At 39.8% G+C, this 25,928-nt stretch carries 24 protein-coding genes and 2 pseudogenes; 16 read left to right on the top strand and 10 right to left on the bottom strand.

Annotated features, from left to right (window positions below; genetic code table 11):
* Nucleotides 1-42: 42 nt before the first annotated feature.
* The 3 genes from AC012T_RS28140 to AC012T_RS28130 all read right to left on the bottom strand — a co-directional run bounded on the left by AC012T_RS28140 (nt 43) and on the right by AC012T_RS28130 (nt 2,675).
* The gene (locus tag AC012T_RS28140) at nt 43-819 is read right to left on the bottom strand and encodes a P-loop NTPase family protein (RefSeq protein WP_487067656.1); all 777 of its coding nucleotides are present in this window, start codon (nt 817-819) and stop codon (nt 43-45) included.
* A gap of 147 nt (nt 820-966) precedes the next feature.
* Nucleotides 967-1,518 (bottom strand): hypothetical protein, encoded by a 552-nt coding sequence (locus AC012T_RS28135; RefSeq protein ID WP_487067654.1) that lies wholly within the window; start codon nt 1,516-1,518, stop codon nt 967-969.
* Nucleotides 1,519-1,520: 2 nt separating this feature from the next.
* Nucleotides 1,521-2,675 carry a ParM/StbA family protein gene (locus AC012T_RS28130; protein WP_487067653.1) on the bottom strand — a complete coding sequence of 385 codons (1,155 nt, stop codon included), beginning with the start codon at nt 2,673-2,675 and terminating at the stop codon, nt 1,521-1,523.
* A gap of 739 nt (nt 2,676-3,414) precedes the next feature.
* Between AC012T_RS28130 and AC012T_RS28125 the strand changes: the two genes are divergently transcribed.
* From AC012T_RS28125 to AC012T_RS28090, 8 genes are all read left to right on the top strand, one after another.
* Complete coding sequence (locus AC012T_RS28125; RefSeq protein WP_487067651.1) at nt 3,415-3,777, top strand: plasmid mobilization protein; 363 nt, start codon at nt 3,415-3,417, stop codon at nt 3,775-3,777.
* A complete protein-coding gene (locus AC012T_RS28120; protein WP_487067649.1) occupies nt 3,774-5,636 on the top strand; it encodes a relaxase/mobilization nuclease domain-containing protein in 1,863 nt (620 codons plus the stop codon). The genes AC012T_RS28125 and AC012T_RS28120 overlap by 4 nt, the downstream gene beginning before the upstream one ends.
* Nucleotides 5,637-5,673: 37 nt before the next feature.
* The gene (gene glpK / locus AC012T_RS28115; protein ID WP_487067647.1) at nt 5,674-7,167 is read left to right on the top strand and encodes a glycerol kinase GlpK; all 1,494 of its coding nucleotides are present in this window, start codon (nt 5,674-5,676) and stop codon (nt 7,165-7,167) included.
* A gap of 111 nt (nt 7,168-7,278) precedes the next feature.
* Entirely contained in the window at nt 7,279-7,539 is a 261-nt protein-coding gene (locus AC012T_RS28110; protein ID WP_487067645.1) for a hypothetical protein, read from the top strand.
* A 12-nt stretch (nt 7,540-7,551) separates the two neighbouring features.
* Nucleotides 7,552-7,944, top strand: coding sequence for a PIN domain-containing protein (locus tag AC012T_RS28105; protein ID WP_487067643.1), 393 nt, complete (start codon nt 7,552-7,554; stop codon nt 7,942-7,944).
* Between the two features lie 68 nt (nt 7,945-8,012).
* Nucleotides 8,013-9,014: a hypothetical protein gene (locus AC012T_RS28100; RefSeq protein ID WP_487067641.1), complete on the top strand. Its 1,002-nt coding sequence runs from the start codon at nt 8,013-8,015 to the stop codon at nt 9,012-9,014.
* 607 nt (nt 9,015-9,621) lie between these two features.
* The gene (locus tag AC012T_RS28095) at nt 9,622-9,846 is read left to right on the top strand and encodes a DUF433 domain-containing protein (protein ID WP_190909286.1); all 225 of its coding nucleotides are present in this window, start codon (nt 9,622-9,624) and stop codon (nt 9,844-9,846) included.
* Nucleotides 9,843-10,175 carry a DUF5615 family PIN-like protein gene (locus AC012T_RS28090; RefSeq protein ID WP_487067639.1) on the top strand — a complete coding sequence of 111 codons (333 nt, stop codon included), beginning with the start codon at nt 9,843-9,845 and terminating at the stop codon, nt 10,173-10,175. Before AC012T_RS28095 ends, AC012T_RS28090 begins: the two co-directional genes overlap by 4 nt.
* A gap of 61 nt (nt 10,176-10,236) precedes the next feature.
* On the opposite strand, the gene AC012T_RS28085 is transcribed toward AC012T_RS28090, so the two are convergent.
* On the bottom strand, nt 10,237-11,775 hold the full coding sequence (locus AC012T_RS28085) for a phytoene desaturase family protein (RefSeq protein WP_487067637.1): 1,539 nt from the start codon (nt 11,773-11,775) through the stop codon (nt 10,237-10,239).
* A gap of 103 nt (nt 11,776-11,878) precedes the next feature.
* Nucleotides 11,879-14,173: an AAA family ATPase gene (locus AC012T_RS28080; protein ID WP_487067635.1), complete on the bottom strand. Its 2,295-nt coding sequence runs from the start codon at nt 14,171-14,173 to the stop codon at nt 11,879-11,881.
* A 394-nt stretch (nt 14,174-14,567) separates the two neighbouring features.
* Between AC012T_RS28080 and AC012T_RS28075 the strand changes: the two genes are divergently transcribed.
* Nucleotides 14,568-15,413 (top strand): peptidoglycan-binding domain-containing protein, encoded by an 846-nt coding sequence (locus AC012T_RS28075; RefSeq protein WP_487067633.1) that lies wholly within the window; start codon nt 14,568-14,570, stop codon nt 15,411-15,413.
* A 529-nt stretch (nt 15,414-15,942) separates the two neighbouring features.
* On the opposite strand, the gene AC012T_RS28070 is transcribed toward AC012T_RS28075, so the two are convergent.
* Both AC012T_RS28070 and AC012T_RS28065 read right to left on the bottom strand, forming a co-directional pair.
* On the bottom strand, nt 15,943-16,566 hold the full coding sequence (locus AC012T_RS28070) for a PDDEXK family nuclease (RefSeq protein WP_487067631.1): 624 nt from the start codon (nt 16,564-16,566) through the stop codon (nt 15,943-15,945).
* A 108-nt stretch (nt 16,567-16,674) separates the two neighbouring features.
* Complete coding sequence (locus AC012T_RS28065) at nt 16,675-16,941, bottom strand: hypothetical protein (protein WP_487067629.1); 267 nt, start codon at nt 16,939-16,941, stop codon at nt 16,675-16,677.
* A 206-nt stretch (nt 16,942-17,147) separates the two neighbouring features.
* Between AC012T_RS28065 and AC012T_RS28060 the strand changes: the two genes are divergently transcribed.
* Together AC012T_RS28060 and AC012T_RS28055 are read left to right on the top strand one after the other, a co-directional pair.
* A complete protein-coding gene (locus tag AC012T_RS28060) occupies nt 17,148-17,351 on the top strand; it encodes a hypothetical protein (protein ID WP_487067627.1) in 204 nt (67 codons plus the stop codon).
* A 2-nt stretch (nt 17,352-17,353) separates the two neighbouring features.
* Complete coding sequence (locus AC012T_RS28055; protein WP_487067625.1) at nt 17,354-17,932, top strand: siphovirus Gp157 family protein; 579 nt, start codon at nt 17,354-17,356, stop codon at nt 17,930-17,932.
* Between the two features lie 292 nt (nt 17,933-18,224).
* On the opposite strand, the pseudogene AC012T_RS28050 reads toward AC012T_RS28055, so the two are convergent.
* Nucleotides 18,225-18,951, bottom strand: a pseudogene (locus tag AC012T_RS28050) (response regulator).
* Between the two features lie 37 nt (nt 18,952-18,988).
* Between AC012T_RS28050 and AC012T_RS28045 the strand changes: the two are divergent.
* Nucleotides 18,989-19,780, top strand: coding sequence for a sensor histidine kinase (locus AC012T_RS28045; RefSeq protein WP_487067623.1), 792 nt, complete (start codon nt 18,989-18,991; stop codon nt 19,778-19,780).
* Nucleotides 19,781-19,875: 95 nt separating this feature from the next.
* Here the strand turns inward: AC012T_RS28045 and AC012T_RS28040 are convergent, their stop codons facing one another.
* The gene (locus tag AC012T_RS28040; RefSeq protein WP_487067621.1) at nt 19,876-20,751 is read right to left on the bottom strand and encodes a hypothetical protein; all 876 of its coding nucleotides are present in this window, start codon (nt 20,749-20,751) and stop codon (nt 19,876-19,878) included.
* Between the two features lie 59 nt (nt 20,752-20,810).
* Between AC012T_RS28040 and AC012T_RS28035 the strand changes: the two genes are divergently transcribed.
* From AC012T_RS28035 to AC012T_RS28020, 4 genes and pseudogenes are all read left to right on the top strand, one after another.
* Nucleotides 20,811-21,101: a CopG family transcriptional regulator gene (locus AC012T_RS28035; RefSeq protein WP_487067619.1), complete on the top strand. Its 291-nt coding sequence runs from the start codon at nt 20,811-20,813 to the stop codon at nt 21,099-21,101.
* 278 nt (nt 21,102-21,379) lie between these two features.
* Nucleotides 21,380-23,686: an AAA family ATPase gene (locus AC012T_RS28030; RefSeq protein ID WP_487067617.1), complete on the top strand. Its 2,307-nt coding sequence runs from the start codon at nt 21,380-21,382 to the stop codon at nt 23,684-23,686.
* A 93-nt stretch (nt 23,687-23,779) separates the two neighbouring features.
* On the top strand, nt 23,780-24,160 hold the full coding sequence (locus AC012T_RS28025) for a hypothetical protein (RefSeq protein WP_487067615.1): 381 nt from the start codon (nt 23,780-23,782) through the stop codon (nt 24,158-24,160).
* A 156-nt stretch (nt 24,161-24,316) separates the two neighbouring features.
* Nucleotides 24,317-24,868, top strand: a pseudogene (locus tag AC012T_RS28020) (PQQ-dependent sugar dehydrogenase); the annotation flags it as partial.
* Nucleotides 24,869-25,300: 432 nt separating this feature from the next.
* On the opposite strand, the gene AC012T_RS28015 reads toward AC012T_RS28020, so the two are convergent.
* Nucleotides 25,301-25,876, bottom strand: a complete 576-nt coding sequence (locus AC012T_RS28015) for a hypothetical protein (RefSeq protein WP_487067613.1) — start codon at nt 25,874-25,876, stop codon at nt 25,301-25,303.
* Nucleotides 25,877-25,928: the final 52 nt, after the last annotated feature.

Genomic DNA, 25,928 nt, shown 5'->3' with positions numbered 1-25,928 from the left:
TAAAGCCAGACTCCGCTATTAGATTGAAGAGTGTTAAATAGGTTATTTCTTGGTAGCGACTTTGCCATTAGTATTAGTATTAGCACTATCAGCTTTTTCTGAGGGTGGAGTAATTGAAGCTGCTGGTAGATGCCAAATTTTAGCTTTTTCAATTTCCTCACAAGCTTTTTTGAGAAAACTGTGCAGTCTCTGCTTACCTAATATTCCTAATTCTCCATAATCTTTAGCCTGAGAAAAATTTATCCGATGGGCATCAAGGAGATCCCGTTCTCGATAACTAAACTTGGGAAAGTCAATGACTGCTACTTTATAAGCCTTAATTAAATCCTGTAAATCTTCACGTCCATCTATGTGTTTCCAATCATCGCATAAACCAAAGTTACGGACAAATATATGTTTAATATTTTTTTCAAATTTTTGAAGAGATTGCATAAATAACTGCACACTATCATATCCTCCACTACAAACAAACCATTTATTTATCTTGACTTTATTTTTGCCAGTAATTTCTAGAATTTGATTACGCTCAATCCAATCAGTTACGGCTGGGTAGACTTGAGCAGGTAAATTGACAATTACAGAATTTGTCAGTGCCAAATTAAAGATTTCATCAGCTTCATAAGCTTTGCGCTCTGATTCACTAAAAATGGCTGTTTTATGATTGTCTGGGTAAAATGCACCTACGTCTGGATTACTTTGGTCAGCTTCCACTAACTCATAAAGTAATTTATTGTCAATGCAGTATTGCACCATGACTCTGGCAAATAAAGACTTGCCAACACCACCTTTTTCACCATCAATGAAGTGAATTGTAGCCATCTTATTCTCTCCTTTGTGATTTGATTAACTGTGCATTTATATAGGAATCTGGTTTGAATTTTGAAAATATACTGAGACTTAAATCTCTATCCAAACAGGGTTTTATCTGAAAAACAGGTCAGAAATTAAATAGAGTCCTATAGATGCTTAAATATCTGTAAACATATCATTATTGTCATCATAAAAAGACCCTTTGCCAGAAATGAAAGAATCAGAATCAATTTGATTCTTTACCTGATTACTATTACCTTGGTCTTGGCTACTACTATCATCATTACTACTGAAATTACCAGCATTTGAACCGAACATAGTAGCCAGTGTCTGAGGATTACTCATCGTACTTATAGGTACAGCTAAAACATCACTTGATTTGTGTGGTAATCCCAATTCCATTCGCAAATAAGCTAAGTGTTGCTCTAGGGCATGACAACAAATCAACCCTATGCGATGCACTTCTTGATCACTAATACCTACACCTGTATTTACTTGGGCTTTGTATGCTAATGGCAACCAGCATATTCTAATTGCTTGTAATACCATTTCTTTACCAGTTTGTGCTTTATTTCCCTGTTGTAAATATGCAATTAGTTTCCCATCTACAGTATTTGCCAGAGGACGATATCGAAAACTAAAATCTTCCTTTTGTCTGTTGTGTTGTCTATTAGGGTCATGATTTTTAGGTAATTTATTATTAGTCATATTTATGCCACTTTCTCCATTTGCGCTCTAAATCGCATAAACAAGCCAAAAGCATCAATTAACCTAAAGGATAAAGCTTCTTGTTCTCGGAAACTATGGTGATAATGATTATTGTCATTCTTGAAAGCTGCTTGCACCTGCTGCTGTAAATCCGTACCCCAATAAGTGGGAATTTCTTGAAAACATTCTTGTAATTCTTGCTCTAAGTACAAAGCTGCACCACCACTCAAAATCACTTCGTTGACCGCAGGTAAAGTTGATTCCAGCCAATCGTAAAGCCTAGACCAATACTCAGATTTAGCAGTCGCAATGGCATTAACAATCATCTGCAACTCATAATCAATGTTTTTTGCGTCTCTGCTTTTAACCAAAGCGCGAATCGCTTGGTTATCTGCTGTAATATCTGAACCGGCTGCATAGATAGCAGCAGTCAAAGTGGTGGCATCTTGTCCAGATGTGCGTTCAATTACCCGTTTTACCATTTGGTGGAAACCCAACCCATTGGTGTAACCCGCTGTCATCTTCCCTCGTTCAAATAAGAGCAGACTGGTATTGCGATGCCCAAACATCAGCACGGCAATGGTTTGGGAGTTAAACCATTCTTTCCCATTCTGGCGTTGACGAATCATGGCTAATCCCGCACCTTCAGGCAGACACTCGAATCGTTCCAGTTTTACCCGCAACCTTTGACCCCGAAATTTAAAATCTTTGAGTGCCACCCGCAACTGTTCTTCAAAGGCTTGACGATTTTGATATTCGCCATAGGGTAATAGTGAGGTAAGCGATAGTGAGAACCTGTTGGGCAGTTTATTGTGTTGAGCGATCGCACCAATTACTGCTAAAGCTTTGTCAATTGAAGTTTCGTACTTGAGTTTATCTAATCTGGCTGATGCTGAAAACTGGCGTGCCAGGAATCCAACTACTGTACATTGTGTATCACCATCTACCGCACAAGACACCCAAGCTTCATCTACTGGTTTAGAAGATTCCAGACCCTTGCGACTTGACATATAAGCGTCAATCGAACTTTGGGGCAACTTCAGCATTTCTGGTTCCATTGTCATTAAACATGGTTGGCCTTCAGTTGCTAGTTCGTAAACAATCTTGGTCAAGGAAGCACCAGGGTCAAAACTGACTATCAGGTTTGACATTGACATTAGCTGTGGTTATACGTAAAAGCTGCTTTTAACTTAAATCCAAATATTGCTTATGAACATCACTCTATTGACTATTTTTTTGCTGCAAATTTTAGCCAGTTGGTTATTTTTTTCACAATCGTTGTTCAATTCTTGGCTTTTCTGTTAATTTGATCCAGTTCTAAAAGTATGGCAATGCAACGCCACTGGTACTCCAGTAAAACTCCACTGGAATTACACTCAACCGCCATTAAAACTCCAGTAAAACTCCATTCAAACGCCATTGTCTGCTGTTTGTATAGTTAGTAACTGTCAATAAAAAAGCTTGTTGATAATAATTTTGGCAGTAAAACTCCACTCCTACTCCATTGGTACTCCACTGAAACTCCACTCATATTTTTGATTTGAGCAGACTAAAAAAACGTTTGGAGCATAGCAAGCCATGTCGCAATGTGCATCTCTAGGATGCAAAAATTTTGTACTTTTCAGGGAAGCAGCGACAGACTTGCCCTCCTTTCACGGTTCCCCTACCTCAGTAGGTTAACCACCGTGACGGAGGGGAGGATGATACGAAAAAAATCAAAACTCACAGGACTTGCCTTCACTCTCAATATACGAAAAAATCAAAACTCATAGGACTTGTATTCGCTTTCAATGCTGGATGTGAAATTCAAATCGAAAATAGCCATTTGGTTAATGACTAATTGACTTACATATTTCAAACTGGAAGTAAAACATAATCTTTGCAATAAATTAAGCCATGCCTCAAAAAGAGCGCACAATTAGATTTCATATCTGCCTCACACCGCAAGAAAAAGCACAGGTGCGACAAATGGCAGCAGAAAATAGCTTGACGATGGCAGAGTTATTCCGTGCTAAGACTATCAAAAATAGATTGCCCAGGCGTGTTACTAAAGTGGCAGGTCAAACTTACTGGGAATTGGGGAAAATAGGCAATAACCTCAATCAAATAGCTAAAGCCATTAATACATCGGTACTCATGGGTGAGCCAGTGGTTGTTGATAGAGGATTGTTGGAACAGATAAGAGATTTAGTGAAACAGGTGCGACGAGAGATTACAGAAGTTGATTTAATCACCGATTTACAAAACGAGGAAAATTGATTGCTAAACAGGTTAAAGGTAAAAGTTTTATCAAATTGCTCAAATACCTTTTTGGCAAGGAAGGAGCAAGACAAATTGGTGGCAATATGGACGAAACAACCCCACGCTCATTAGCTGCTGAGTTGCAATTTTCTACACGCATTAACCCAAAAGTTACTAGAAATGTTTATCATGCCTCTCTCAGCTTGCCCCACAATGAGAGTTTAGACGATGATACTTGGCATGAAATCGCCCAGAAATATCTGCAAGCAATGGGTTTTACTATGAACCAATATATTGTGGTGCGACACACTGACCGGACTCATGATCATGCACATATTGTTGCCAATCGCATTCGCTTAGATGGAACTACAGTTTTCGATAGCTGGGACTATCCCAGAAGTGAAGCAGTAATTCGCAAGTTAGAGAAAGAATATAATTTGCAATCAGTAGAACCAAGTAAGAGAAAGGAGAACCGTAGTCCTACTACTGGGGAACGCAGACAACTCGCTAGAACTGGAGAGGAAAGTGTTAGGGTGAGACTTCAGCGATGCCTACGGCGGGCGTTGCCATCGCTCGATGCAGCAACCCATGACCGCCCAACTATGCCAGAGTTTATCAAGCGATGCCTTCGGCCGGCTTCGCCAACGCAACAACAAGGTATTAATGTCTGCGTTAGTTATACTCGCACAGGCAAAGTCAAAGGCATTAGTTACCAACTTGACGGTGTAGCTTTCAGTGGGACGCATCTTGGTAAAGCATATACTTTTCCCGGTTTACAAAAACATCTAGGTGTCAGCTATATTCCTAAGCGGGATGATCAACTCATCCAAAAACTGATGGAACGAAATATTGAAAATGTTACATCCAATCAACCAAACCAGGACGAGCAAGGCATTCAAGTTCAGGCAAATGTTGAAAATAGCACAATAAAAGTTGCTTCACCACTGGATAAGAAACACATTGAAATCGGGCAACCTGTTGAAAATTCCACACCAACAGTTGCTCAAAAACACAATGACAAACATCTTCAAATCCAACAAACAATTGACCATTCAACATCAAAAGTAAGAATAAAACAAGATGATGAACTCGTCCAAAGACTGACAGTGCAAACAGTTGACCATTCAACATCAACAGTCGGAGCAAAACAAGATGATGAGCGTATCCAACGATTAACAGCACAAACATTTGACCATTCAACACCACCTATCAGGCAACCAAATTCTTTACCTACACCAGAACCCGCAAACTGGGAACAAATACGGCTAAATTTACACCAGCAGTACAATTTACCCAATTCTCTGCTCACAGAACTGTATCAAAAAGGTTGGCTATATCCCAGTAAAACAGGTCAACCAGTATTTGTAGAACGCACACTTGATGATATTCCCACTCAAGCCAAGCAGCTAGAACCAACAGGTGACTTCACTGCTATTCCTCTCAACTCTGAACCTACGAAAAACGGTGGTTTTTGGATTGCTACGGATACCACAGTCAAAAGAGCAGTGCTACTGAGTGACCCTATCGAAGTTCTTTCTGTTATTGCCTTAGAATCAACTGTTGACAAAAGAAAGCGGCAACCAACATTGTATTGGAGTATGGGCATGGAGAGAGAGTACAATGCCACAAGCGAATTGCTTGCAGCAGCGCCGAGCGATCGCTCTCAAATACCTTTAGAATTTTTACGCTCACTTGATACAGTGATCATCGCGGTTAAAGATAATGAGAATGAGGACTTGGTATCTGAGATATTGGCTGAACTACCACAGTCCAAACGAGTTTCTCCTGGTCAAGCGGGTTGGAATAAGCTGTTAACTGATAGTAAAATGCAACCCAAGCATAGCCAAATCCCACAACCTCAAGATTGGGAACTTTGATATTGTTTACCAGTGCATAGCCAAGCAACATAAACCCATGACCAAATACGTCGCTGCAATTGACCAAGGAACGACCAGCACCCGCTTCATCATCTTTGACAAGCAAGGTAAAATTGCTGGCTATGCCCAAAAAGAACATCAGCAGATTTATCCTCAACCTGGTTGGGTAGAACACGACCCCAAGGAAATCTGGTCATCTACTCAAATTGTAATTAAAAATGCTTTAGAGCAAAGTAATATTACTGTTGCTGAGATAACAGCAATTGGCATTACGAATCAGCGGGAAACAGTAGTAGTTTGGGATAAGCAAACAGGCGAACCTTACTACAACGCCATTGTCTGGCAAGATACCAGAACTGACTACATCTGTAATCAACTAGCAGCAGATGGTGGGATAGACCGTTTTCGCGCCATAACAGGTTTACCACTGGCTACCTATTTCAGCGCCCCCAAAATTAAGTGGTTACTGGAAAATATACCAGGATTAAAAGCCGCAGCCGCAAATGGTAACGCTCTTTTTGGCACAATTGACACCTTTTTGATTTGGCATTTAACAGGTGGTACAGAAGGCGGTTTGCATATCACTGATGTTACCAATGCCAGTCGGACTTTGCTGATGAATTTGAATTCTCTGGACTGGGAAGCGGAAATTTTAGAGATTATGGGCATTCCCCGGCAAATGTTGCCAGAAATTCGCCCTTCATCGGCTATTTATGGTCAAGCTACAGGTATTTTGGCAGGAGTTCCCATTGCTGCTGATTTAGGAGATCAACAAGCCGCATTAATTGGACAAACTTGTTTTCAGGTAGGTGAAGCCAAAAATACTTATGGTACTGGTTGCTTTATGCTGCTGAATACAGGCCAGCAAAAGGTGGTTTCCCAACATGGTTTATTGACAACGGTAGCTTACAAGTTGGGTGATGCTCCGGCGGTTTATGCTTTGGAAGGGAGTATAGCTATTGCTGGCGCTTTGGTTCAATGGTTGCGTGACAATTTGGGATTAATTCAAAGCAGTGCAGAGGTAGAAACTTTAGCCAGTACAGTTACAGATAACGGTGGTGTTTATTTTGTCCCGGCTTTTTCTGGGTTATTTGCTCCCTATTGGCGCAATGATGCTAGAGGTGCAATTGTGGGGATGACTCGCTACACAAATAAAGGTCATATTGCCCGTGCGGTGTTGGAAGCTACAGCATGGCAGACTCGTGAAGTTTTAGATGCGATGAGAGAAGACGCGCAGGTAAATTTAACGGCTTTGAAGGTAGATGGGGGGATGGTGTACAACAACCTGTTGATGCAATTTCAAAGTGATGTGTTAGGTGTGCCGGTGATTCGTCCGCAGGTAGCAGAAACTACAGCTTTAGGGGCGGCTTATGCTGCTGGGTTGGCGACTGGTTTCTGGGGGAGTTTGGAGGAGTTGTCTGAGAATTGGCTTTTGGATCAGACTTGGGAAGCGAAGATGGATGCTGTGGAGAGGGAAGGTTGTTATCGGCTTTGGAAGAAGGCTGTTAGTAGGACTTTTGATTGGGTATAATTAATAAAAGTGAAATATACAATACGTAAATTTATACTTTTTACGGGATATGTGTTGATATAATTTGTTTGAGAAACCAATTGAAATTCCATTCAATAAAATTAGATCAAAATGAGTATTAACCTCAACCTACCACCCGAACTAGAAACCGAGCTTCATACCGAAGCATCTCAACTGAATTTACCGTTATCTGAATATATTTTACATATTTTATCTAGCAGAAAATTTGTAGATAATTTACCGAAAACTGGAGCAGAACTTGTTAAATATTGGGAAAATGAAGGTGTAATTAATTCCCGTCCTGATATTACTGATAGTCAAGCTTATGCTCGTGAGTTACGTCATCAAGCTGAAACACGGGAGCGAGGTTAGGTAAATTTCATTATGTACTTGTTAGATACAGATATTTTGATTGATATTCAGCGTGGTCATGCTCCTGCAATCGCTTGGTTTGCAAGCCTTCCAGAAATACCGAGCGTTCCTGGCTTTGTGGTTATGGAACTCATTCAAAATGCTCAAAATAGCCAACGGTTGCGCGATACTCTCAAGCTGGTTGCTCCCCTACCTGTAATTTGGCCTACTGAAATTGATTGTGCTTTTGCTCTATCTAATTTTACTACCTATCATCTATCAGATAATTTAGGGTTACTTGATGCTTTGATTGGTGCTTGTGCTGTGGGTAGAGGTGCTACCCTATGTACTTTTAATGTCAAGCATTACAGGGTAATATCAAATCTTACTACAGCACAACCTTATAAAAGGGGAAATAAAAATTAAAGAATCAGATTTGATGGAACAATTTAGTATGTTGTAACAGAATTATCTCAAAGACTTCAAACATTTATATGAATCCAACTTCTATACAACTCCCCAAAATTCCAGTTCTAGGTCCTTATGAGGCAAAATGCTTTTCCAAATACTTTAAAGGTGTAGACCTACTTTTGGCTAAGAGGTTTTCATGTGGCTTTGTACCGCATGAGGAACATTTAACTTTAATATTATGTGAATTACTTGATGAACGTGCATCAAAATTACATTTACTTCCCTATAGTTTGTCGGATCTGAATAATGATCTTAGAAAAAATGGTGGTCTTTTACAAACGGATGTTTCTATATCAACAACTGACTACAATAAGCATCAAGAGGGTCGCATAACACATTCAGATATTGGGGTTGTTCTTACGTACCAAGATTATATTGAACCAAATAATAATTTTCAAAAGGGTATCTTGCTTCAAGCGAAGAAATTATTTCGGGCTAATGGTCGCTATGATCTAAGTTCAGTTTATCAATCTTTCAATATAGCACAGCATCAGAAACTTGAGAATTTGAATAAGTCTTATGTGGAGAAAGGTTGTGGAAATGAGTGCATAAAATACTTGATGTATAATCCTTGTCTAGAAGAACTCCCAAAGCGTCAACAACAAATGGTATTGCACCAACAGATGAAACTAGATGCAACCTCTATCTTTGACTATACTATTGGTTTGCAAAGATATAGAGAGCTTATTGAGGGAGAGCAATCTTCAATTCTTAATTTGGGATGTCTTTTGACTTCTATTGATAATATACATAAGCTTGCTACAAAACCAGTTATGCTCAGTAAAAAAACAAAGGATACTTTACATAAGTTTACGCTAGAATCACTTATTGAATCTATAAATGTTTACGCAAGTTCGCTGTCTTGGTTTTTTGTATTTGATCTGATGATGGGGGGAGTGGGTTGCTCATGTCAAGACTTTATTCAATTAGTACGTTATGGTGAAAATACAGGTATGGCAAGACTATTAGAAATTACACCACCGAAGTATTGTATAGAACTAAAGATTACTGCTGGCAGTGAGTAATAATTTTCGTATTTTGCATGATTGAACAACTAGAAGTAATCAGCCAGATGAACTATAGAAAAGTTCATAAGAAATTATGTAGGCTGGGATATGCGTAAATTCCCAGAATTATTTAGACGAATTGTGTTGTGATATTCTAGTAATTTCACTATAAATACTCAGAGTGTATTAATAGCATACTATATAAATAATTACATGATTAAAAAACTAATGAGGTTATAAACATGACATACAAATGTTTATGTGGTAAAACAATTAGAAAAGCAGGAGAGATACAATGTTCTGCTTGTAGGAAAAATCAAAATTTAAGCACACAAATGAAAATCCCAAAAGTTTTTAACTATTCTTCTCCAGCTAGAACTTGTTTATGTGGGAAGAAAATTAGGGATAATATGCAGATTTTCTGTTCTGTATGTCGTAAAAAACGAGGTTATTAGTCAGAAGATGCGATCGCTCCTTCTTTTCTCTCTCAATAAGCGATCGCTATCTATAATACAAAAAGTCCCAAATCTTAAACCAGCCCCCACCAATCTTCTTAATAGCACAATTACTACCCCTAAATTATCCTAAAATTATATAAACTAAAGATTAAACCGCAGGAGAAATCATGAATTATCAAGATATTATTACCATTGAACCTGGAAAACGCAGTGGAAAACCTTGCATTCGCGGAATGCGTATTACTGTGTACGACATTTTAGAATATTTAGCAGGTGGAATGACAGAAGCCGAAATTCTGGAAGATTTTTCAGAACTGACATCTGAAGATATTAAAGCTTGTCTTGCTTTTGCTGCTGACCGAGAGAAAAAGTTATTTGTTGCATCTTTATGAAATTGCTATTAGACGAAAATTTATCAGATCGGATTGTTGATAAAATTATTGATCTGTATCCTGATTCTCAACACGTTAAAACTTTAGGACTTATAAATACTGATGATGCCATTATCTGGGAATTCGCCAAAATGAATAGTTTTGTGATTATTTCCAAAGATTCTGACTTTCATCAACGTAGTTTACTTTATGGTCATCCACCAAAATTTATTTATCTGCGTATTGGTAATAGTCCCACATCAAAGATTGTGCAGATTTTGAGAGATAATTTGTCCACAATTACCCAATTTAATAGTAGTGACACGGAAAGTATTTTGGTATTAACTTAATTACACTCCCAGATATTGGAGATTTATATTGTCTGATATACAAATCATGCGTAAAGATATTTTAACCAAATGTCTCTGAAATATATTGTAAATGTTTCTGTACCGGAGCGATCGCATTAGCAACTATCATCCCACTAGCAGCCACAGCCGGCAACCCAATCCCCGGAAAAGTCGAATCTCCACAACACAACAACCCCGATAAAGGTGTATTACCACCAGGAAATAAACCCTTCCCTGCCGCTATAGCTGGTCCATAACTACCATGATGACGACGCAAAAATCGCCCATGAGTAAGGGGAGTACCCACCAAACTAACTTCGCAACGAGAACGAATATCAGGAATAATTCTTTCCAAAGCTTGCCACATCACCTCTGCACGTTCTTGTTTTAACAACGCATATTCTTCGCTATTGCGTTCCTTTCCTTGCCAAATAGCATAAGGTTCATTACCAGGAGTATAAACGTGAATCACGTGCTTACCCACTGGTGCTAAAGACGGGTCAAGAACTGAAGGAATAGATACAACTACCACATTTTGCGGTGCAGTTACGCCTTTGTCCCAGTCGTTAACGACAATGTAGTGAATACCTAGATTCTCAGGTAATCCTGCTGCATCAATACCTAAATGCAAGTGCATAAAACTATCACATTCAGGTATTGCTTGTTGCTTTTCTACATACCGTTTAGGTAAAGCACCTTCAGGAATGAGTTTGAGAGTATCCCACGCAGAAGCATTAGAAACAACAGCTTTACTGGCTCGGATTTCTTGACCACTCCGCAGACGTATCCCGACAGCACGGTTATTTTCTACTAAAACTCGCTCCACATGAGCATTTAAAACTAACTTACCACCATGTTTAGTCAACCCCCGTACCAGTGCATCAACCAATGCACCACTTCCCCCAATCGGATAATCTAACTGCACATCAGGACGATACCAATCTGCAAACATGAAAGCCACTTCTGCGGCTATTGTCCCATCTGCGGGTAGTCCAGATAACAGGAAGCAAAGTAAATCTAACCAGTTGCGAATAAATGGGTCTGTGATTACACCATCAATAATGTTAGAAAAAGACCCAGTTAATTTAATCACGTTAGCGGCCTGTTGCAGTAAAGCCGGGGCAAATTTGCCCATAGTTAACACCGCACCTAAATCGTAGCGCAAGGCAGAGGGTGGGAGAGCGATCGCACTCTTACCCAAAGGTGTCATAATTTCCTGTAGTTTGCGCCATTCTGCTACAGCTTTATCTCCCCGCAGTTGTTGCAATATTTCACAGAACTGGTCAGCACCAACTTGAGCATCAAAGTAGCCTTCTGGTAAATAACAACCCCAGGTATTGTAATTAACACAAGGTAAATCTTCGCCAATAGCATCTAAAACTTGACGTAAGGGATTAGGTGAAGGGGTATAAGATAAACCAGAATATAAAGAGGGTCCAGACTCAAATTTGTAACCGTTGCGTTCAAAAGCATGAGCCGCACCACCGGCAATGGAGTGGCTTTCTACTACTGTGACATCAATTCCATAGCGTGCTAAGAGTGCAGCGCAACTCAATCCGCCAATACCGCTACCAATTACGACTACTTCTGTGTTACTCATGAATAATTGTTGATTACTGGGCTTTTGCAAAAATCATAAATGTTGAGGTCGATAGAAAGAAAACTTAATCCGTTTCCAAACTGACGACAAAGACCAATTAGGGTTATGGAGAATCAAGTAAAAATTGCATTTCCTCGGCATCTTGTATCATCCCCAAATGTTTAAAACTATCCATAGCCTTAGTTGAGAATTGGCGGGCTTTATCCAAATTTCCCCACTTTTTTTCCCAGCGAGCCTGAGAACGTTGATAGCGGGCTAAACGCCGTTTGTTGTTGCTACGTTCGGCTACAGTTAAACCTTTAATTAAAAGCTGTTGAGCGCAATCGCGATCGCCTTGTTCAATGGCAATATCAGCCAGCCAATTTTGAGCAGAATTGATGACTCGATACCAGGAAATTCTTTCTGCACTGTACATCACTTCTTGAAATAGCGTCTTAGCCTCAGTATATTTATGTTCTTGATAAAAGATAATCGCCCGATGATAGAGAATGGGGATATAGTGGCGGATGTGTTTTGATTCCTCTAAATTAGCTTGAGTCACCAATTTTTGTTCTATATCGAGCCATAGACACGCTTCTGTATAGTCATTCTGTCTAATTCGCAACCGAGCAATACTCTCGGCTAAATCTGCCTGAACACATAAGTCTGTATGCTCGCGTAAAATCCATGCCCGCTGCAACATTTTATCTGCTATTTTCAAACTTTGCGGTGAACACACCCGAATCAACAGCCAGGTTTTGCGAATAATGATTTTCACTAAAGATGACCATTCACCTCGTCGTTCTGATTGTTCTATAAGCCATTTTAACCAATCCAGGCGATCGTCCCAATAGGCATAGAGATTTGCGTAGTGGTTCAACAGCAGCCATAAATCTCTAACCTCTTGATAGTAGTCTTGGTCTTTACACCAATAAAGTACAGCCCGGAGATTCCCTTCTTCTTCCTCCAACTTTTTGTAATGTATCCACTTTTCCCAATCTTCTCCGGCATAACTGTGGGCAAAATCCAGATACCATTTCACCCAACGTTGTCTTGCCTCTTTCTCAAAATCTGGATAAGCAGCTAATTCTGCCAAGGCATACTCACGAGTGAGAGAGAGCATTTCATACCGCTTTTTCTCTGAGTTTAAATTCACCAAGGAAAGTTGTTGCAAACGTGCCAAACCATCATTGACAGAAACTGGAGCAGCTGTCAGTCCAGCCACCTCAACTAGGGCGGTTTGAATTGGAGAATCAGGAAAAATCGCCAGTGCCATTAGTAACTTGTGGGATGGCTGTTCCTTCATTCCTTGCACTGATTGCTCAAAACAAAAACGAGCCACATCACCTGTAGCTGAAGTTAACTTCTCCAAAACAGAGTTCAGAGAATAGCCACTAGATACTTGACCGATCGCATAAACAATGGCCAGGGGAATTCCTCCAGTGCGATCGTAAAGTAGCTCAGATTCATCCTTGTTAAGGACTATACCTTTTTCTTCCGCTTGTTGTTGAATCAACTGTAAACCATCATCTGGGGGTAAGTTTCGCAGACTAATTGGTAGCAAAGCAATCCGTTCGCGAGTAGTAATTACTACTTTGACGCAAATCGGCAGATTATATAGAAACTCTATAACCTGATCCCGATCTTCTATAGTCTCCATATTGTCCACAATCAGTAGTGTTCGCTGTTTTGAAAGACTGTGGCGTACACGGTCAAATTGGTCATTGGGAGGAGATTGAATAATGGTTGGGTCGCCCAAAGCATGGGCAATCTCTCGAAAAATATCGCGCAGGTTACGCTGTCCTTGTTGCCGTCGCAAAATACTATCAGGGATAAGTTCCTGTTGTTTGGCAGAAGTGAAAATAATCGCATCAAATTTCGTTAGGACAGCAAGGTTTTCACGACTGGCTTTTAAGCATAAGTAAGCAGCTTCTAATACCAGCGCCGTTTTACCTACACCACCAATGCCATGCACAGTGATCATGTGAGCGCCATGATCTGGTGAAAGGCGTTCCAGTAACTTCTTCATATCTGCCTCGCGGCCAATAAATTCTGTGTAGGTTGGTGATGGCAAATTTTGGGGAATGGAACGGCTTTGGATAGCAGATATAACAGAACCTCTGCGATATCCATGTCTTTCCAGAACGTAAACGAGGTTACTTGACTTGACAGTGTTATTTGGCTCTCCTGTTAAAGTTTCAATATCTCGATATATGTTGCTCAGAACAGTTCTGACGGCAGCGTTACCCTTGTGTAAATCCTTGCAAAGCTTCGTTAAGCTATACCCACACAGTAACCCCAATAACAAGTCTTTCTTAGTATTTTGCCTATATCGCTCTTTAATTTTAGCTTCCAAGTCCGTCAGTAACCGATCTACATCCCAGTCCCTTAAAGCGTTGCGATACCAAGTTTTGGACATATTCCACCCCTCTGACTGACTTGACATAAATATCACCCAATAAGTCTGTCATCAATGTCATATTAGCAACATTTTAACCAACAAGGCTTTAACAAATTATTAACAAATTTTGAACGTTGCTAATTGTTTAGTTGTATTCAATTCAGTAGTTTAATTTTTAAGTCACTTATTTTCAGTATCCACCAGGGTGCAGATATAAGGAACTGCTCAATGCCCTACAAAAATTCTGGTGTTGCTGAATGAAGATATGAATATGTCTCACGCATTTGCCCTTGGCGTTCCCGCAGGGTAGGCGCAAAGAATCAAGGTTGCAAAGGTTAAATTTACCAATTTCATATTTCAATTCAGCAACGCCGATTTCTGGTTTTGACACTTTACTACGTAGGAGCGCCAAATGAATAGACTACTTAAATCCTTCAGTATCTTGCTTCAGATCAAACAACCCCGACTTTATTTCCCAGCAGAAAAACAAGTCTGTGTATTCAATAAACGTCCTATAATTTACCGAGGCTTTACGCCCAGTTCTGTAGAAGATTCAATCATTGAATTGCAAGAACGTTTATATGCTCAGGGTCTTCTGGCAAATGTTAGTGGTAGATTTGACTTAGAAACAGAAGAAGCTGTTAAAGAATTCCAGAAAAAAAATAACCTTCTAGTTGATGGAATAGTTGGTCCATTGAGTTGGGCTTGCCTTCTTTACCCAAAGCTTTATCGCCATCAGAAAAATATATCTCCAGAATTACAAGATGCAGTTAAGGAAGTGCAAAATATCCTTTATGAAGAAGGATTTTCTCAAAAGAAACCTGATGGATGTTTTGATAGAGAAACAGAAAAAGCTGTTAAACGCTTCCAAAATATCTATGGTTTGAAAAACGATGGGATTGTTGGTGCTGCAACTTGGTCTGTATTATTGGGAATGCGACAAAAAATAGACCAAAGCTTCCCCCAATTAATTTATTTGTTATCGCCTCAATCCTGGTTTTTGTGGAATCAATTTTTAATGATATCTTGCATTTTGCTGGGTATTTATTATAGTCCTTTACCTGGTTATGAACCTACATTTAGTAAAGCTTTAGCAACTGCTTATGGACTTACCTGTATAGTACCTTTTTTGTTAGATTGTTTACCATTAAAACAGTCAAAACAGCCAATTTTCCCGGTTTTGCAATATGCTCCATATGTATTAACTGGTATTTTTTGGAAGCCGATTCTCAATTTTGTCGGTACATTGTTTAATTAATCATTTGGAACTGGAATAAATGGTGGGCGTTCGTCTCATGCGGGCGCTCTGCACCATCGCTAATTTTGGCTTATACCAATTCTCTATGAAGATGCGCCAAATTAGATAGGAAACGAACCGCGAAGGCGCGAAGAAAGAAATAAAAGATCAAAAAATTTGGCGCAGGCTCACAAAGAAATGGTATTAGTTCCTCCTGTCTAGACTTTGTGCTATGGCGGTTTTCGATTTGATAAAAATAATAAATTCCGGTTCTTCGGTTCTTTTTATGAAAAACCTGGTTCAAAACCATTGAAAGCCGTATTGTGTGGGCATTTCATTGAAAATATAAGCATAATTGTTTATAACCCCTGCCCCGTAAGGGTTTTGTTATAATCAATCCTCAATCACCATAAAAACAACGCAAGAGCCAAAATTCCTTATCTTAAAAGCATTTAAAACAAGTTTTTGTATCTCATTAAACTGCACACTGCTATAGAGATTGCTTCTAAGAAATAGAAATGTTTAATTTATGCCAAATCAACAAAATATTTTACTTAAAAAGCTTTTTTTGCAGATAAGACTGACGATAATTGTTCTTAGCCATCAGCCTAGCTTCACGCCTTGTCCACCGTTTTTGTAAAGGTACATCAGCCAATCTTTGCAGCAGCATAAACACACTATTATCTCCTGTTAACTTAGCAATTGTTTGAGCAATTACCTTACAACAACTCCAAGGATGACGCACCACCTGAATTTCTGCAAACCTGATTACACCCCAATTCCTTTCCAAGAAAAATCGGTTACGAATTTTATCATCATCAACATCAACACAGTGGTGAGGTTTCCCTGTATTTCCAGTATAAGGTTCATCAATTTCAATATCCAAAGCTAACCCAGATGAGTGATGATAAAAAATAAAATCAGCCGAGTAACGCAGAGGATAACCTGGAATTTCAAACTCAACCGCTTGACAAATCAAATTTATAGGAAAAGCCGCCAGTAAATGCCGAAAAAACTGCTTTTCACTCACACCTTGCTGGGCTGTACTTTTATCATCTGGTAATGCCACACATCCTTGAAACGAAGCTTTCAGATGCTTCTGTCCTTGATTATCACCAGTAACTCGCCTAGCTAACGGTGGATAAAGAATCATTGGATAATACGCATTAGACATAACCAAATAATCACACTTTTTTGTTGGATAATACCCATTAAACAAAACCAAATAACCACACTTTTTGTAAAATTTTAATAATTCAAAAGCAGTGGAATTAAGTAATAGTTAAAAACTATCCAATCTAATATCTTTCCAAATATCAGAAACCTGCCATCCAGTCTTACCAACAGAGTGAACTATGGGATTGTCTCGTAAGGGAATATAATTAGGTTCTTGATATTCTATCCCTAATTTTGCCTGTTTAGCACCTGTTGGTTCTTCTATATTATTTACAAAATCAGGATTATTTGCAAAATCAACTTGCAAATTTTGTTCTTTAGGTTCCTTTTTCGTTTCTTGGAGGAGCTTTTCAGATTTTTTAATGAGTTTCATATCTATTGACAGGTTTAACTTTTGATGTTGACAAAATAACGAACAAATGACACAAAATTAACTTAAAAAAGTGGGATACAAACACAGATAAACCCCGTCCAAGTTGAAACCTATAATTTTTCTATAGCGCCAACTCAAGTTTTCAAGATGGATGGAGTTTAGATGCGCTACCGCGCTCAAATTGATGGTGTTATACAACCAAAACAATGCAACAACTAACAGTAATTGTAACAGAAAGTGTAACTACACTTAAACCTAATTTTACTGCCGTGATTGAGCAAAATAATCAAGTTACACAAAAGGTCATTTCCGATTTATGCCTCGATCCTAATTTAGATGTAGGCACGATAGCTATTCTCAACCAAATTGAAGCTGAACATAACTACTATCAAACTTGTGGCAGGTGGTAATCATGGTTTTATCACTCGCTCAACAATCTTTAGCAGGATCATCTCAAACTGCTGCTCATCTCTGGGAACAGCTAACCAATTGTCAAACTCCTGAAGAGGAAACTGCTATCATCACCGCTATTTGGGAAACTCAAGAAGTACAATCAGAAGCTGTTGATATTCAAGCCGAATTGGCATTGCAATTAGATGCAGAAATAGCAGCCATTAAGCAACGATTAGAACATCTCAAAGCCGTGCATCAATCAGCACTATTAAGACTAGAACGCTGGCGACAGAAATTAGATGAAACCATTTTAGAACAAAATGCCACAGGAATTCTCCCTGAGCAAATAGTTGGTAATTCACTGCGGATCACAATTAAAGAAAACCCACCGAGTTGTGATGTACTTGTAGAGGCAGAAAAATTGCCTTTAAAATACCGCAGAGAAAAGACTGTTTACTCAGCAGACAAGAAAGCAATTATTGCTGCTTGGAAAAAAGGAATTCCTGTGGATGGTACTCATGTTGAACGTAAGCGTCGGGTTGTTTATGCTTTAACAGCAACAGCGATTCAAGACTTGAAAGATTCGCTATTACCTTAGCTGTCTACTCAACTAATTTATCAGCCAACAACAGTTTTTTCCTGTATTGTTGGCTTTTATCTATCTCTAACTTCTTTGGCATTTTATATAACCTTATTGCTAAGGCATTATGTAAAAATAAATTGTACAAATTTAATCTGGAAGAAATTGTGAGCTTAACTTCCCTATCAAAAGTGTTCAAGTTATTTTGGCAAGGCTCCTAACACCAGAACAGGCGATTGTAGAAGCCACGCTGACTGTTACATCTGAAACCCTAAAATCCTATACAGAACAGTTTTTCTGTACGGTAAATTCAATTAAGCAAACCAGCCCGTAAGGCTATAACAGCTGCTTGAGTGCGGTGATTGGCAGAAAGTTTGTTCAAAATCCCTCGCACATATAGTTTTACACTTCCCAAACTGAGATAGAGTTTATTGGCAATCTCCTGATTGGTATAACCTTGAACGATTAACTCCAAGACTTGCATTTCCCGCTTTGTCAGGGGATCTGCTTGAAGAATACTGGCTTGCTTCTGGGTCAATCGCAGAGATGGTCACTGTTTGAGCTGCATTCGATTTCGCCGCCGTCACTGCTGCTGCCAATTGACGAGTATGCTTGAGAACAATTCTAGCGATCGCTGGATCAATCCAAGAATAACCCTCATAAGTCATGTACAGTGCTTCTAACAGCAACTCAAACTTAATAGTCTTGACACAGTAAGAATCTGCTCCAGATGCGAAAGCTGCTAAGACCATCTTCTCATGAGCAAAAGAAGTGAGCATAATGATTTTCGTTTGCGCTGCTGTTTCTGGTGGCATAGATTGTCGAAACCTTTGCACCAGTGCTATCCCATCTATATCTGGTAAGTCAATATCAACAATAGCAATATCCGGTTTAGTATTTTGCAGTAGTTCTAGACCAGCAGCAGCAGTTTCTGTGTCTCCCACAACTTGAATATTCTTTTGCTCGTTTAAACAACTACGGATACCTACCCTAGTCAAATGGTGGTCTTCGATAATTACCGCTCTAATATTTGCCATCATTTACCTCAACAACTAGCTAAATGTACTCTCTCTAGTGCGATCGCTCCTCCGGCTAAAACATAGTATTAATCAACGAGATCAAATCGCTCGTCAGCGATGTGAAGATTTTATGATTAAGCTGACTCACGATTTACGAACTCCTTTGACATCAGCAATTCAACTACTGCAAATGATTCAAAAAGGCAATTTTGGTTATAATTTCTCAGAAATACGGAAACATCTACAATTACTGACTGAAAGTAATCAAACACTACTGTCAATGGTTGAAAATATGCTGGAGGTTTATCAGTATGAAACCGGATGTAAGGATTTGGAATTTTTTCTCGTTGATTTGTGGGAGTTAGCGCAAAAAGTAGTTCGGGAACTCAAACCTTTAGCTGTTGTTAAAAACTTAGCTCTGAATGCTAAATTAAACAACACACAACCATCTGCGGTGAAAGTGCGGGGCGATAGAATAGAACTTTACCGACTGCTAACCAACTTAATTGGCAATGCTATTCGTTTCACTGATGCTGGGTCAGTAGAAATTCGCCTCAGTTCCACTGTTCAAGGAGTAAAAATTGAAGTAGAGGATACAGGTATTGGCATAAGTCGGTCAGAAAAATCATTTTTATTTGAACGCTTTCGACAGGGTAAGCATCAGCGTCGGGGTAGTGGTCTTGGATTATATTTGTCCTGTCAAATTGTTGAAGCCCATCAAGGTAATATCTCCGTTTCATCGACTGTAGGGACAGGCAGTATATTTACAGTGTATTTGCCCAAGTTGCACCAATCATATCAAATCCGGTTAAATGAACATAGTTTAGATTCTGAACAGGGTTTGTAGCTTGTTTTTGGTGTGGTTATTCTAACGGATTTGATACAGAACTTCCCGATTCCAATCAATAATCTATCTGCGTAAGTCCTGATGTACTTAGACAATTAGATCAGTCCACACTCTTCTTCAGCCATCGTCAGAAACTTTTCTTGCAGTGGTGTCAAAAATGGCTGATATCGCTTACCTAAACCAGTCAGTAACCAACCCACAGCATCATCAAGATTCCCGACTTGATGCAACCTGACAAGACGCTGACACAATTGCTGCATATATTCACACTCAGTCTCATCATAATCCAATGACTTGAGGTTTTCTATCTTCACCAAATACTCTCCTTCCCAAGTGGTAATTGTGCAACTATAACTACCGACATGAGTAATAATTCCCCAACAACCGTTTTTGCCTTTGATTTCTGGAATATCTTTAGGTAAGATTTGACACACTTGTCCTAAACGGTAGGGGTTGGGTAAGTTCGTTTTCTCGCGTAATTTGTCCACAATACTTTTAACAATCCGTCCTGATGGTACTTTACCACCTGCCGCCTCTACTGCCTCCTGCCAACAGCTAACTTGTTCCTCGGCTTCCAGTTTTGTCAGTGGTCGTACCTGTCCTTCAGCGGTTGGCAAAATGTCCACAATTTGTGGACATTCTTCCAGGTTGTCCACAACATCGGCCGCGTCGATGAGTTGGTAGGAACGGGAACGGTTATAGCTAAACCTGTCTTTGCAGTATTCCTCAAAAGTTTGATGGGAGTTGCGATATAGCTTTCTGTCTCTCAATTCTCTCAAGGCTTTCCCCGCAGCGGAGAACGCTCTCTCTACTTGACGCTCTAAACGGAAGCGATCGCGCTCTTCTTCTTCAGTTAGTTCTTCAGTAGCAAATATTGCTATTTTACTATTAGCAGTATCACTCTTTGTAGCATCAAGAAGCAAATCGTCACTGATAGCGGTGGTAGTCTTGTCAAGCGGCGCATCAATCATTTCTTTTGCGCTCCTGGTTAGTTATACACAGAATTATAACGTAGTACTACGCAATTAAGGTGTCTGATTCAGAAATATTTGCGCGATGCCAGTTGCGATATAATTTAGATTGTCGTTACAAGGTGGAACTAATGGCGAGACCTGGTGGTAATCCCGATTTTGGAACCAAGTATCGCTTTGACTATGGCAGAGACGAGCCACTTTCAGAACAAGTAAAAGTATTGATGCATCCACAGATGAAGCAGCATCTGAAAAATCTGGCTGATCTAGAAAAATGCACAGTACCTGATTTGATTCGTGAAGCCATCGAGCAATATTTAGTTGCTAAACAAACAACTCAGGTAAGTTAAGTCATCATGTAAAAATAAGTTGTACAAATTTAATCTGGAACAAGTTGTGAGCTTAACTTCTCTATCAAAAGTGTTCAAGTTATGATTGCAAGGCTCCTAATAGAATTATTAGTTCTTCCGCTACTTTATGCTGCGTCATTAAAATCACAGGTTTATAGGGACTCAAAACCTTAAAACCCAAACCTGATAAAGATTACAGCCTATAAGATTGGTTTATTTATTATTCGATTCCATAAAAGCAACGCCAGAGCTACAAAAATTTTTTACCACAGCATTTTATGGATTTATTTGACCAAAATTTGATTCAACTAACAGAAACGGAAGCACCACTAGCAGCACGGATGCGTCCCCGAACTCTGGATGAATTTATTGGTCAAGGCCATATCATCGGACAGGGACGACTCCTGCAACGTGCCATTAGTTTAGATCAATTATCATCACTAATTTTTTACGGGCCACCAGGCACAGGTAAAACTACTCTTGCCCGTGTAATTGCCAACACTACCCGCGCTCATTTCATTGCTATCAATGCCGTATTGTCTGGTGTTAAAGAAATTCGTGCAGCCATTGAAACAGCCCAAGCACAACGCAAATACCACAACCAAAAAACGATTCTTTTTGTAGATGAAGTCCACCGTTTCAATAAATCCCAACAAGATGCCCTACTACCTTGGGTAGAAAATGGTACAGTCATCTTAATTGGAGCAACTACAGAAAATCCTTACTTTGAAGTCAATAAAGCACTCATTAGTCGTTCACGCATTTTTCAACTCAAGCCACTTAACGAGCAAGACTTATATCGTGTAGTTGAACAAACATTAACTGATAAACAGCGTGGTTATGGCAACTTAGCAGTAAAAATAGACCCTGATGCTCTAGCTCATCTTATTAATGTTGCTAACGGTGATGCTCGTTCATTATTAAATGCTTTGGAATTGGCAGTAGGAACAACACCCTTAACTACTGAGGATTCACCGTTCACTGTTAAAAGCCAACCGTCAATATTAGCCAATACCACAGGTGTTATTCATATCACATTAGCAGTTGCAGAAGAATCCATTCAACAGCGAGCCGTTTTATACGATAAAGAAGGCGATGTTCACTTTGATACTATCAGTGCCTTCATTAAAAGTTTGCGTGGTTCAGACCCAGATGCAGCACTATATTGGCTGGCAAAAATGGTTTATGCTGGAGAAGATCCACGCTTTATCTTCCGGCGAATGTTAATTTTAGCCAGCGAAGATGTGGGACTAGCTGACCCCCAGGCTGTGGTAGTTGTCAATGCCTGTGCAGAAGCTTTTGACCGTGTAGGAATGCCAGAAGGACGTTATCATTTAGCCCAAGCAGCCCTTTATTTGGCAACTGCACCTAAGTCCAACAGCATCATGGGCTTCTTCGATGCTTTAGCAGCAGTTGAGCAGGAACGAGAAGCAGAAGTTCCCACCCACCTCAAAGATGCCAATCGCGATCAAAAAGGTTTTGGGCATGGAGCAGGTTATCTCTATCCTCATGCTTACCGTGACCACTGGGTGGCACAACAATATCTACCAGCTAGTCTGCAAGGACAGGTATTTTACCAACCCTCAACCCAAGGTTTTGAGGGAGAAATTAATACACAGGTGGCACGTCGCCGTGAAGCTCAACTTGCGGCTATGATGTCCGGCTTAGGTACTGAGCCACTAGAAATCCTTACCTACGGCAATACTGATGTAGCTTCAGAACGTTGGTTGCAACGCACACTTTCGCAAATAGGTACACAGTTAGCAGCAGTACGCGCTCGCATTTTCACCACCGCGCAATTACAGCGTCATCATGTCGTTTTGGATATCAATGCAGGTACTGGTTTACTGACCTGGGAAGCAGTCCGCCATGTCCCAGAAGGTGGAGTGTATGCTTGTGTTCACAATGAAAGTGATGCCCAAGCTTTACTGGAACAGTCTGCGACACTGGACGAATTAAGGCAACCAATGGTGATAACTGCAAAGATAACTGACTTACCTGCTGTATTAGCCTCCCAAGTACCAAGTGTGCAATTTGACTGTATCATCGGTCGGAATGCGCTATTAAATGAGCCTGATAAAATGGCGGCTGCCCAAGTTTTAGCTCAAATCTTACCCCAGTCAGGAAGGCTTGTACTGGCAGAAACTGTGCCACGGCATACACAAAGACTTTATCGTTTGCTGGAACAGCAAAAGCTTGGTGCTAAGTTGTACGATGGACTACGCCCCAACCTAGGCGAACGCCTAGTAACGGCTGAAGAAGCTATTTATACTAATTCCTCAGACCCAATGCTGAATTGGGATGTAGAGGACTTGCGACAGGCTTTTGAAGTAGCTGGTTTGAAAGTGGCAGCGGTTCTGGAGCAAAATTCCACCCCAATGCACATTACACCAGCCTTTCTCAATCGTTTGTTTGCTACCAATGCAAAACGACCAAGTTATTTAGACCGTTTAGCTCTGACTCTAAAACCACAGGAATTAAAAGCTATAAAGGAGATTTTCACGCAGTATTTGCTTAACCAAATAGTGAACTGGGAAAGTAGTATTATATTTGTACAGGCTTGGCGAAAGTCTGTACAAAATTAACCTAAAAAATTACAGTCAATCTGTCAATATGCTCAAGTTTTTCAGGCTGATTTGTAATAATTTAGTCCTAATACATATATTTTAGTAAAAGCTATGAAACTATCAGATTTATCACCAGAAGCTTTAGAAAAAATCAAACTGGTTCGGTGGGATAGGATTATTGAAAAACATGAAGGACCAGAAGATTGGTCATCTGTTTTGCAATATGAGGAACCGGAATTTATGGAAATTGATGGATATCCAGTATTATTACCTGTGGATAAATCTCATCACCCCAATATTTCCATAATCCGTTCTATTTGGGCTGAAGATAAAAAATCACTCACGCTATTTTTATCGGATACCACCTATGAAGATGATCCCTTCTGTTCTGGCTTTATGACAGTTTGTGACCGCCTAAAAAATGAAAACTTCTTTCTAGCAATTTTGTATCATGAATGGTTCATTATTGAAAGACCAGAAATCTTTGATTAATTGACAATTGTTTCGTTTCATTCAAGGCTGACGCTCACGGTGTCAGCCGAACGGTTTAGAACCTCCCCTTTCAAGCACATTTAATATTATGATGGAAGTTAACAACGACACTACTGGAAGTATTACAATCACAGTATAGCCTCCAGACAATTGACAGTACATTTGCCAGGACAAGTACCGCAAGACAATCCGTTTAGTAAAAATCCTGTCTATATAACTGGGATTCGCAACACTCAGGGGTTTGATTGGCTGGATAAATCGACACTATGGGTGACAGATCACCGACCTAGTGGGGATTTGGGAAGAAGGGGTCACGATGAACTCAGTTTAGCAAAAGCAGGAGACAATCTGGGCTGGCCTACTATCTACCGTTGTGAATCAAAGAAAGGAATGGTTACTCCGTCAATTGTTTGGCGTGAAGCTTTACCTCCTGGTGGCGCAGCAATTTATACTGGAAATTTTATTTCTGAGTGGAAAGGCAGCTTAATAATTACCAGCCTTCGTTCTCAACACTTACAGCGCGTTGTTTTCAACCCCCAATCTCCCCAACAAGTTGAGCGTCATGAGGTATATTTGCAAGGTCAATATGGACGACTGCGAGAAGCAATTATGGGGACAGATGGTGAATTATATGTCACAACCAGTAACTGTGATGGACGGGGAAATTGCCCTCCACAGCGGGATAAAATTCTCCGCATTACTCGTTAAGTTCATGCGATCGCTACAGCTGGAAGGATTAGGATCTTGCGTAGGTTTTGTTTATCGTCCACAAATTGTGGACATTTTTGCGAGAACTAGCACCTAACCCGGTTATGAAAGATTAAGAACTTCTATTTTTATCCACAAATTGTGGACATTTTTTTAAGAAAGAGTAGGTATCTCTATTAGCAATCTGGAAACAATACTAGCTTTAGATGATAGCTTGTCAATAGCTTCATTCCAACTGCTTTTAGGAATAGATTTCAAATGCAGGTGGAATTGGTTTTTTAGTTTTACCTTGATTGAAAATATCAACGTTGATGTCTGAAATACATCCGGGGATAAGGAAGGGAGCAGGGGAATTCCAAATCCCCCCCTGCACAAGAGCCTCTTCACTCAAAAATTAAATGCAAAGGTATTGTCCTTACAGCAAGCCCTAATTTATTTGATCGGGTGGTAGAGTCCATCGTCGCCAAACCGCCAGCCAACTGAACCGGGATCTTTTGACCTGCTCCACCTTTCAAAATCCTGAGAACTCTGATTTTTTTGTTCTCGTTCCAAAGTAGCTGAATCAATACCCAATCGTTTAGCCAGATTTTCTCCCATATAAGCTTCAAGTTTCATCTGTGGTGGGTGGTAATTAAAAGATTGTCTCCTCGAATTAGTTGAAGAACGCTGTGCGAGTAAGGAGATTGCCCCTTCAATTTGTGCCAATCTCAAAGCGATTCCTTCAAGTTTGAGTTCACACTGCGAAAGTCTCTCCTTTAAGTTCTCATCTACACCACTTTCTACACGTGGCTCTATACCAGAGGCGACTTGGGAAAATTGAGTTTCTAGTTCCTGTAGACGAAATTCTAAACTATTGGCTGTACCAGGAACTTGCCCCAAAACGTGATGCAAGCCGAGTATGACTAAATCAGTAGCAGTGGTATTACGTTCTCGTGCAGCGGCGCGGAGTGCATTAGTGAGGGTTTTGGGGAGTTTGAAATTAATCGATTCGCGTTCCACGTTAGTCATGTCTTTCTACACCGGATATATACCCTAGTACAGACAGTTTACCAGATGTGTT

The sequence above is a fragment of the Anabaena sp. EIM26 genome, from assembly GCF_057568715.1.
Note: the sequence above shows the minus strand (reverse complement) of the source record. Positions and strands in the feature narration are given on the sequence as shown.